An 8,903-nucleotide genomic window follows, 5' to 3' on the forward strand; every position below is an offset into this window, starting at 1 on the left:
GCGTCCTGGCAGGCGCAAGCCGTTTTGCCATCGGGACTCACGCTTTACAGACAGCGCTTAATGCCTGTCACAATCACACTAAACAAAGAGTACGGAACCCACTCATGGATATTCGTAAGATTAAAAAACTGATCGAGCTGGTTGAAGAATCAGGCATCTCCGAACTGGAAATTTCTGAAGGCGAAGAGTCTGTACGCATCAGCCGCGCAGCGCCAGCAGGTAGCTTCCCGGTGATGCAACAAGCCTACGCTGCACCAATGATGCAGCAGCAACCTGCTCTGTCTAACGCAGTTGCTCCGGCAGCAGAAGCGCCGGCAGCCGCCGCAGCAGAAATCAGTGGTCACATCGTACGTTCCCCAATGGTTGGTACTTTCTACCGCACCCCGAGCCCGGACGCTAAAGCGTTCATCGAAGTGGGTCAGAAAGTCAATGTAGGCGATACCCTGTGCATCGTTGAAGCCATGAAAATGATGAACCAGATCGAAGCGGACAAATCAGGTACCGTGAAAGCTATCCTGGTCGAAAGTGGTCAACCGGTAGAATTTGACGAGCCGCTGGTCGTCATCGAGTAACGAGGCGAACATGCTGGATAAAATTGTTATCGCCAACCGCGGCGAGATTGCATTGCGAATTCTTCGTGCCTGTAAAGAACTGGGTATCAAGACTGTCGCTGTGCATTCAAGCGCGGATCGCGATTTAAAACACGTATTGCTGGCGGATGAGACGGTTTGTATTGGTCCGGCTCCGTCCGTAAAAAGCTATCTGAACATCCCGGCTATCATCAGCGCCGCTGAAATCACTGGCGCGGTAGCGATTCACCCGGGTTATGGCTTCCTCTCTGAGAACGCCAACTTTGCTGAGCAGGTTGAACGCTCTGGCTTTATCTTCATCGGCCCGAAAGCGGACACCATCCGTCTGATGGGTGACAAAGTATCGGCGATCACCGCGATGAAGAAAGCTGGCGTCCCGACCGTACCGGGTTCTGACGGCCCGCTGACCGACGATATGGATGCGAACCGTGCCCATGCAAAACGCATCGGCTATCCGGTTATCATCAAGGCGTCCGGCGGCGGTGGCGGTCGTGGTATGCGCGTAGTACGCGGCGATGCCGAACTGGCGCAATCCATCTCCATGACCAAAGCGGAAGCGAAAGCGGCTTTCAGCAACGACATGGTTTATATGGAGAAATACCTCGAGAACCCACGCCACATCGAAATTCAGGTGCTGGCAGACGGTCAGGGTAACGCGATTTATCTGGCGGAACGTGACTGCTCTATGCAGCGTCGTCACCAGAAAGTCGTCGAAGAAGCACCGGCACCGGGTATTACCCCGGAACTGCGTCGCTTCATTGGCGAGCGTTGCGCGAAAGCCTGTGTGGATATCGGCTATCGCGGCGCGGGCACCTTTGAGTTCCTGTTCGAAAACGGCGAGTTCTACTTCATTGAAATGAACACCCGTATTCAGGTTGAACACCCGGTTACCGAAATGATCACCGGTGTTGACCTGATCAAAGAACAGTTGCGCATTGCTGCTGGCCAGCCGCTGTCGATCAAGCAAGAAGAGGTGCAGGTCAAAGGCCACGCGGTGGAATGCCGTATCAATGCTGAAGACCCGAACACCTTCCTGCCGAGCCCGGGTAAAATCACCCGCTTCCACGCGCCAGGCGGTTTTGGCGTGCGCTGGGAGTCGCATATCTATGCCGGTTACACCGTACCGCCATACTATGACTCCATGATCGGCAAGCTTATCTGCTACGGCGAAACCCGTGATGTGGCGATTGCCCGCATGAAAAACGCGCTGCAGGAACTGATCATCGACGGTATTAAAACCAACGTTGATCTGCAGACGCGCATCATGAACGACGAGCACTTCCAGCAAGGTGGTACTAACATCCACTATCTGGAGAAGAAGCTCGGCCTCACTGAGAAGTAATTCTCGGTGCACAGCAAAATGGGCTCGGAAGAGCCCATTTTTTACACCGATTTATCTTCTTCTAAGGCCCGAATTTTCGGGCCTTCTCTTTTTACCGGCGAGAAGAAAATTCAGACATTACGGAATATTTTCCACCGCCCAGAAAGAGCATACAAAACCCACCACACAGATATATAGCTTGTAACTCCAGGGCCCATGCTCCCTGAGGCGTCAGAGCCAATACTTTCCCGTCCATCACCAGATATGTCGCAAACAGCATTGTGAAGGTAAAAATTGCCGCCGCATAACGTGTCATCACCCCAAGAATCAACATCAAGGGCGCAATAATCTCACCAATGAACGATCCCCATGCGATAAAAGCCGGCAAATGGTGAGATTCCAGCAGGAACACGACTGCGCCAAGTCCGTGTTTCGCTTTCGCTACGCCATGAAATAGCATGAGTCCGCCAAAAACCACCCGCAGTATTAATTTTGCCGCATCCGGGTTATTAGTATATCGATGAAATACTTCATTCCATTGTTTTAACATTCTGTGCAACTCCCTTTCATCCCTTGCTTTAGTAGGTGTACTGGAAACCTATCCGGAAACGTGTTTGCCTGTCGTCTTGCAGTCTGTTGACGGAGACATTGCCAATCTCAATATAAGGTGCCCAGTTTTTGGTGACAGAGTAGGCAACCTTCATGTCATGCTCATAGTCGGCGTGACTTTCATTATAAATATCGGTATTGGCATGTAAGTAAACAAAGTTGTATTCAAACTTCCAGTCACCGGTCTTATAGCCAAGCCACGCGTCATAACGCCCTGTTGCTTTATTATTCAGGTCTTCGTTATCCTGCAAGGTGTAATCATAACGATAGCGCAGGTTCAGATAAAAACCATTACCCAGTACGGTCCCGAGTAACAGGTTAGGTTTATAGATGGTATTACCCGAATTACTATCAATATTAAAAGCAGGGATCAGATACATTTTGGGATTAAGGATAAAGCGATAGCTGATAGTGGCTTCACTACCGTTAGTATCTAATTCATTAAAAGGCTCATTCGCATCGTCACCACTTGATTTATAACGGGTCTCGACAGAGAAACCGAATTGGTTATCAAACCGATGCGCAAAATAGATACGATCTTTATTAATTTTTCCATCATCGAAGTAGTCGTGACGTAAATCGATAACAGATTCAGCGGCCAGGACATTGCAGCTAACCAGTATTGCCACGGCACTAATAGTCATTCTCTTATTTAATTTCATATTAAAGTCCATGTATGAACGCAAAAAAAGACCTTTCCGTCTCCGACAGAATTAAGAAAAGGCATTGCCACTAAGAATCTCGCTACTCAGAAAACCCGATAACAGGTTCAGCGCCGGTTAAGAATATTATTGTTATATCACCCTGTAAATTGCAGTCATTAATAAAATATGAGATCTGACGAGCAAAATAGGAGGCATAAGAAAATATCCATATAAATAGCCATTGAGAAAAAGCAGCGTATTCATCGAGTTTATATAGTCGTCACAGCTTATTACCTCATTAATTAATAATATCCCGTTAGCCGTTTTATTATTAATTAATAACGGAGGTGCTAGATAATTCCGGTACTTTGCACAATAAAAACGAGAGTAATCAATATTATTAACTAAAATAAAAATAGGAAAATAAAAATAGAATACGTTTATTTTCAGAACAGTTCGTTTTGATTAATTGATCGTGATTATTTTGTCTCCTCACCCCACAGGGGCAAGATCGTTCTTCAGCCGCCACCTTTCTCTCCCCCCTGACCAGCGGCTTAAGGTACAATCCCCGCTTTCTTTTTCAACAAGGGACAAAAAATGGACAAACGTTTTGTTCAGGCCAATAAAGAAGCGCGTTGGGCGCTATGGCTGACCCTTCTCTATCTGGCTGCCTGGCTCGCCGCAGCTTACATACCAGGGGTGACGCCGGGCATAACCGGGCTGCCGCACTGGTTTGAAATGGCTTGTCTGCTAACACCGCTGATCTTCATTTTGCTGTGCTGGGCCATGGTGAAATTTATCTATCGTGACATTCCCCTGGAGGATGATGATGCAGCTTGAAGTCATTCTGCCGCTGGTTGCCTATCTGGTTGTTGTGTTCGGTCTTTCTGTTTATGCCATGCGTAAACGGCAGACCGGCACCTTCCTGAATGAATATTTTCTGGGTAGCCGTTCCATGGGGGGGATCGTCCTGGCGATGACCCTGACCGCGACATACATCAGCGCCAGCTCATTTATTGGTGGACCTGGTGCGGCCTATAAATACGGACTGGGATGGGTGTTGCTGGCGATGATTCAGCTTCCCGCCGTCTGGCTTTCGCTGGGGATACTCGGTAAGAAATTCGCCATCCTTGCCCGTCGCTATAATGCCGTCACCCTCAACGACATGCTGTTTGCCCGCTACCAGAGTCGCCTGCTGGTGTGGCTGGCGAGCCTCAGCCTGCTCGTGGCGTTTGTCGGCGCCATGACCGTGCAGTTCATTGGCGGCGCACGCCTGCTGGAAACGGCGGCGGGTATTCCCTACGAAACAGGTCTGCTGATTTTCGGTATCAGTATCGCGCTGTATACCGCGTTCGGCGGCTTTCGTGCCAGCGTGCTTAACGACACAATGCAGGGACTGGTGATGCTGATTGGCACCATCGTGCTGCTGGTCGGTATCGTGCATGCGGCCGGTGGCCTGAGCCATGCCGTAGAGACCTTAAACGCCATCGACCCAAAACTGGTTTCACCGCAGGGCGCCGATGACATTCTGTCTCCGACCTTTATGACCTCATTCTGGGTACTGGTCTGTTTTGGTGTGATCGGTCTGCCGCATACGGCGGTGCGCTGCATCTCCTACAAAGACAGCAAAGCGGTACACCGGGGGATAATCATCGGTACCATCGTGGTGGCGATCCTGATGTTTGGTATGCATCTTGCCGGCGCGCTGGGTCGTGCGGTTATCCCTGACCTGACGGTGCCGGATCTGGTGATTCCCACGCTGATGGTCAAAGTGCTGCCGCCTTTCGCCGCCGGGATCTTCCTTGCCGCGCCAATGGCGGCCATTATGTCGACGATCAACGCCCAGTTGCTGCAAAGTTCCGCTACGATCATTAAAGATCTCTATCTTAATATTCGCCCGGAACAGTTGCAGAACGAGACGCGGTTGAAGCGAATATCGGCGGTGATCACCCTCATCTTAGGCGCGCTGCTCTTACTTGCCGCCTGGAAACCGCCAGAGATGATCATCTGGCTGAATCTGCTGGCGTTTGGCGGTCTGGAAGCCGTGTTCTTGTGGCCGCTGGTGCTTGGCCTTTACTGGGAGCGCGCGAATGCGACCGGAGCACTGAGTGCGATGATTGTCGGCGGCGTGCTGTATGCGATTCTCGCCACCTTTAACGTTCAGTACCTGGGCTTCCATCCGATTGTGCCCTCGTTGCTGCTAAGTTTGCTGGCTTTCCTGGTCGGAAACCGTTTCGGTTCTCCTGCCCCGCAAGCCGCTGTATTGACTACTGATAAATAAAGAGTTTGCCATGCCATGGATCCAATTAAAACTGAACACGACGGGCGCTAACGCGGAAGCATTGAGCGATGCCCTGATGGAAGCGGGTTCCGTTTCCATCACCTTCCAGGACACGCACGACACGCCGGTTTTTGAGCCATTGCCGGGCGAAACACGCCTGTGGGGCGACACCGACGTTATCGGTCTGTTTGATGCCGAAACCGACATGAAAGAAGTCGTCGCCATCCTGGAACACCATCCGCTGCTGGGCGTCGGGTTCGCGCATAAAATTGAACAACTGGAAGATAAGGACTGGGAACGCGAGTGGATGGATAACTTCCACCCCATGCGTTTTGGCGAACGCCTGTGGATCTGCCCAAGCTGGCGCGACGTGCCGGATGAAAATGCCGTCAACGTAATGCTCGACCCCGGTCTGGCGTTTGGTACCGGCACTCATCCCACCACCTCACTGTGCCTGCAGTGGCTTGACAGTCTCGATTTAACCGGTAAGACCGTTATCGACTTTGGTTGCGGTTCCGGCATCCTCGCAATTGCCGCGCTGAAACTGGGCGCCGCAAAAGCGATCGGTATCGATATTGATCCGCAGGCGATTCAGGCCAGCCGTGATAACGCCCAGCGTAATGGCGTATCAGAACGTCTTGAACTCTACCTGCCACAGGATCAGCCAGACGCCATGAAAGCCGACGTAGTGGTCGCCAACATTCTGGCAGGCCCATTACGCGAGCTGGCACCGTTAATCAGCGTCCTGCCCGTTACAGGCGGTCTGCTGGGCCTTTCCGGTATCCTTGCCAGCCAGGCGGAAAGTGTTTGTGAAGCCTATGCCGATCTCTTCGCTCTCGATCCGGTGGTGGAGAAAGAAGAGTGGTGTCGAATCACGGGCCGTAAGAAGTAACCCTGGCTCCCGCGCGTGGCCGTACTACCGGCCACGTTTTTCAGCATTTCGCCCGCTCCTTCCTCTTCCTCTCATACGGTAAAATAGACGCGCAACTCATTGAAGTTGCAAATATAAAAATCTATTTTATTCATTGGAAGAATTTCATGAACCCTTTTTTGAGCAAGGCAACTTTTCTCGCGTTAAGCATCATGTCATCCACCGCAATGGCGTCACACTGGAGCTATGAGGGTGAAGGATCCCCGGAACACTGGGGCGCACTCAGTGAAGAGTATAAAACCTGTCAGACCGGGATGAATCAGTCCCCAATAAACATCGACCAGTCGGCAAATGCCCACCTGAAGCCCCTGAAAACCCACTACACTGAGGGCCCCATTACTCTCATTAACAACGGTCACACAATCCAGGCCGCGCTAAAGAGCGCAACGGCTGATACCATCACGATTGACGGGACTCCGTTTACATTGCAGCAATTCCACTTTCATGCCCCAAGCGAAAATACGGTTCACGGTAAACATTACGCGATGGAAATGCATCTGGTACACAAAGACGCAAATGGTGCTATCGCCGTTGTTGCGGTCATGTTTGATAAAGGGGCGGCAAACACTGAGCTGGATAAACTGTGGGCGACTATGCCTGAACAAACCGGACAGGACGCTAACGTCACCTCACAAATGGATCTGAATGCCCTGCTGCCGAAAAACAAACGCTTTTGGCGTTTCAGCGGTTCACTGACCACACCGCCCTGCTCTGAAGGGGTAACCTGGATTGTCATGAAGCACCCTCTGACGCTGTCCGCCGCGCAATTAGAAAAATTCAGCCATACGATGCATCATGACAATAATCGTCCGCCCCAACCGCTGAACGGTCGTGTCGTGGTCGAGTGATGACCGATGCGTTGCGCAATCATCTGCTGAAATGAGAGCGATGTCACATTAACTCAAGATAATCTGCTGATTAATTCAGCAGATTATCTTGCAAGCCCGCGCAGATTCGAAGAAAAAATGAGAAGTTACGCAAAATTATAAGCGTACAGAATTTCGTCACGCTTTTGTAATGCAATGATTTGTATGGCTAATTATTTTATGGCGTTGACGTTAACGGCGATTCTTTGATCCACCGCAGAGGATTGGTCAAAGTTTGGCCTTTCATCTCGTGCAAAAAATGCGTAATATACGCCGCCTTGCAGTCACAGTATGGTCATTTCTTAACTCATGCGCATCGGACAATACCAGCTTAGAAATCGCCTGATCGCAGCGCCCATGGCTGGCATCACTGACAGACCTTTTCGGACGCTGTGTTATGAGATGGGAGCCGGATTGACCGTATCCGAGATGATGTCGTCTAACCCGCAGGTTTGGGAAAGCGACAAATCCCGTTTACGGATGGTGCACGTTGATGAGCCAGGAATTCGCACGGTGCAAATTGCCGGTAGCGACCCTGTTGAGATGGCCGATGCCGCACGGATTAACGTGGAAAGCGGCGCCCAGATTATTGATATCAATATGGGGTGTCCGGCTAAAAAAGTGAATCGCAAGCTCGCAGGTTCAGCCCTCTTGCAGTACCCGGATTTAGTGAAGTCGATACTAACCGGGGTGGTTAATGCAGTGGACGTTCCTGTGACCCTGAAGATTCGCACCGGCTGGGCTCCGGAACACCGTAACTGCGTAGAGATTGCCCAACTGGCTGAAGACTGTGGCATTCAGGCTCTGACCATTCATGGACGCACCCGCGCCTGTTTGTTCAATGGAGACGCTGAGTACGACAGTATTCGGGCAGTTAAGCATAAAGTTTCCATTCCGATTATCGCGAATGGTGACATTACTGACCCGCTTAAAGCCAGAGCTGTGCTTGACTATACGGGGGCTGATGCCCTGATGATAGGCCGCGCAGCTCAGGGAAGACCCTGGATCTTTCGGGAAATCCAGCATTATCTGGACACTGGGGAGTTGCTATCCCCCCTGCCTCTGGCAGAGGTTAAGCGCTTGCTTTGTGCGCATGTTCGGGAACTGCATGACTTTTATGGCCAGGCAAAAGGGTACCGAATCGCGCGTAAACACGTCTCCTGGTATCTCCAGGAGCACGCTCCAAATGACCAGTTTCGGCGCACATTCAACGCCATTGAGGATGCCAGCGAACAGCTGGAGGCGTTGGAGGCATACTTCGAAAATTTTGCGTAAACAGAAATAAAGAGCTGACAGAACTATGTTCGAACAACGCGTAAATTCTGACGTACTGACCGTTTCTACCGTTAACTCTCAGGATCAGGTAACCCAAAAACCCCTGCGTGACTCGGTTAAACAGGCACTGAAGAACTATTTTGCTCAACTGAACGGTCAGGATGTTAATGACCTCTATGAGCTGGTACTGGCTGAAGTAGAACAGCCCCTGTTGGACATGGTGATGCAATACACCCGTGGTAACCAGACCCGTGCTGCCCTGATGATGGGCATCAACCGTGGTACGCTGCGTAAAAAATTGAAAAAATACGGCATGAACTAATCTCGATTAGCTAATTGCTTGTTTAAAAAGGCGCTACTCGGCATGGGGAAGCGCCTTTTTTATT

10 protein-coding genes are annotated in these 8,903 nt (G+C 50.8%); 8 read left to right on the forward strand and 2 right to left on the reverse strand.

The window, feature by feature from the left end:
* Positions 1 to 104 precede the first annotated feature (104 nt).
* A complete protein-coding gene (accB, locus tag JTI98_RS02715; RefSeq protein WP_042998342.1) occupies positions 105 to 572 on the forward strand; it encodes an acetyl-CoA carboxylase biotin carboxyl carrier protein in 468 nt (155 codons plus the stop codon).
* A 10-nt stretch (positions 573 to 582) separates the two neighbouring features.
* The gene (accC, locus tag JTI98_RS02720; protein WP_042998343.1) at positions 583 to 1,932 is read left to right on the forward strand and encodes an acetyl-CoA carboxylase biotin carboxylase subunit; all 1,350 of its coding nucleotides are present in this window, start codon (positions 583 to 585) and stop codon (positions 1,930 to 1,932) included.
* Between the two features lie 91 nt (positions 1,933 to 2,023).
* Here accC and JTI98_RS02725 read toward each other — a convergent pair whose 3' ends face one another.
* Together JTI98_RS02725 and JTI98_RS02730 are read right to left on the reverse strand one after the other, a co-directional pair.
* Positions 2,024 to 2,461 (reverse strand): DoxX family protein, encoded by a 438-nt coding sequence (locus JTI98_RS02725; protein ID WP_216081896.1) that lies wholly within the window; start codon positions 2,459 to 2,461, stop codon positions 2,024 to 2,026.
* A 28-nt stretch (positions 2,462 to 2,489) separates the two neighbouring features.
* Positions 2,490 to 3,182 (reverse strand): oligogalacturonate-specific porin KdgM family protein, encoded by a 693-nt coding sequence (locus tag JTI98_RS02730; RefSeq protein ID WP_216081897.1) that lies wholly within the window; start codon positions 3,180 to 3,182, stop codon positions 2,490 to 2,492.
* A 579-nt stretch (positions 3,183 to 3,761) separates the two neighbouring features.
* Between JTI98_RS02730 and JTI98_RS02735 the strand changes: the two genes are divergently transcribed.
* The 6 genes from JTI98_RS02735 to fis all read left to right on the forward strand — a co-directional run bounded on the left by JTI98_RS02735 (position 3,762) and on the right by fis (position 8,839).
* The gene (locus tag JTI98_RS02735; protein WP_042998345.1) at positions 3,762 to 4,004 is read left to right on the forward strand and encodes a YhdT family protein; all 243 of its coding nucleotides are present in this window, start codon (positions 3,762 to 3,764) and stop codon (positions 4,002 to 4,004) included.
* Complete coding sequence (gene panF, locus JTI98_RS02740; protein ID WP_046401911.1) at positions 3,994 to 5,445, forward strand: sodium/pantothenate symporter; 1,452 nt, start codon at positions 3,994 to 3,996, stop codon at positions 5,443 to 5,445. The genes JTI98_RS02735 and panF overlap by 11 nt, the downstream gene beginning before the upstream one ends.
* Positions 5,446 to 5,455: 10 nt before the next feature.
* A complete protein-coding gene (gene prmA / locus JTI98_RS02745) occupies positions 5,456 to 6,337 on the forward strand; it encodes a 50S ribosomal protein L11 methyltransferase (RefSeq protein WP_042998347.1) in 882 nt (293 codons plus the stop codon).
* Positions 6,338 to 6,483: 146 nt separating this feature from the next.
* Complete coding sequence (locus JTI98_RS02750; RefSeq protein WP_058587496.1) at positions 6,484 to 7,224, forward strand: carbonic anhydrase; 741 nt, start codon at positions 6,484 to 6,486, stop codon at positions 7,222 to 7,224.
* A 327-nt stretch (positions 7,225 to 7,551) separates the two neighbouring features.
* A complete protein-coding gene (gene dusB / locus JTI98_RS02755; RefSeq protein WP_058587495.1) occupies positions 7,552 to 8,517 on the forward strand; it encodes a tRNA dihydrouridine synthase DusB in 966 nt (321 codons plus the stop codon).
* Between the two features lie 25 nt (positions 8,518 to 8,542).
* On the forward strand, positions 8,543 to 8,839 hold the full coding sequence (fis, locus tag JTI98_RS02760) for a DNA-binding transcriptional regulator Fis (protein WP_000462905.1): 297 nt from the start codon (positions 8,543 to 8,545) through the stop codon (positions 8,837 to 8,839).
* Positions 8,840 to 8,903 lie beyond the last annotated feature (64 nt).

It is taken from the genome of Citrobacter sp. MGH 55, from assembly GCF_016906145.1.
Taxonomy (GTDB): Bacteria; Pseudomonadota; Gammaproteobacteria; order Enterobacterales; family Enterobacteriaceae; genus Citrobacter_A; species Citrobacter_A amalonaticus.

Coding starts and splice junctions, on each gene's coding strand:
- JTI98_RS02730 (WP_216081897.1), bottom strand. CDS start 3,182: ATGAAATTAAATAAGAGAATGACTATTAGTGCCGTGGCAATACTGGTT.
- JTI98_RS02735 (WP_042998345.1), top strand. CDS start 3,762: ATGGACAAACGTTTTGTTCAGGCCAATAAAGAAGCGCGTTGGGCGCTA.
- JTI98_RS02750 (WP_058587496.1), top strand. CDS start 6,484: ATGAACCCTTTTTTGAGCAAGGCAACTTTTCTCGCGTTAAGCATCATG.
- prmA (WP_042998347.1), top strand. CDS start 5,456: ATGCCATGGATCCAATTAAAACTGAACACGACGGGCGCTAACGCGGAA.
- dusB (WP_058587495.1), top strand. CDS start 7,552: ATGCGCATCGGACAATACCAGCTTAGAAATCGCCTGATCGCAGCGCCC.
- accB (WP_042998342.1), top strand. CDS start 105: ATGGATATTCGTAAGATTAAAAAACTGATCGAGCTGGTTGAAGAATCA.
- accC (WP_042998343.1), top strand. CDS start 583: ATGCTGGATAAAATTGTTATCGCCAACCGCGGCGAGATTGCATTGCGA.
- panF (WP_046401911.1), top strand. CDS start 3,994: ATGCAGCTTGAAGTCATTCTGCCGCTGGTTGCCTATCTGGTTGTTGTG.
- fis (WP_000462905.1), top strand. CDS start 8,543: ATGTTCGAACAACGCGTAAATTCTGACGTACTGACCGTTTCTACCGTT.
- JTI98_RS02725 (WP_216081896.1), bottom strand. CDS start 2,461: ATGTTAAAACAATGGAATGAAGTATTTCATCGATATACTAATAACCCG.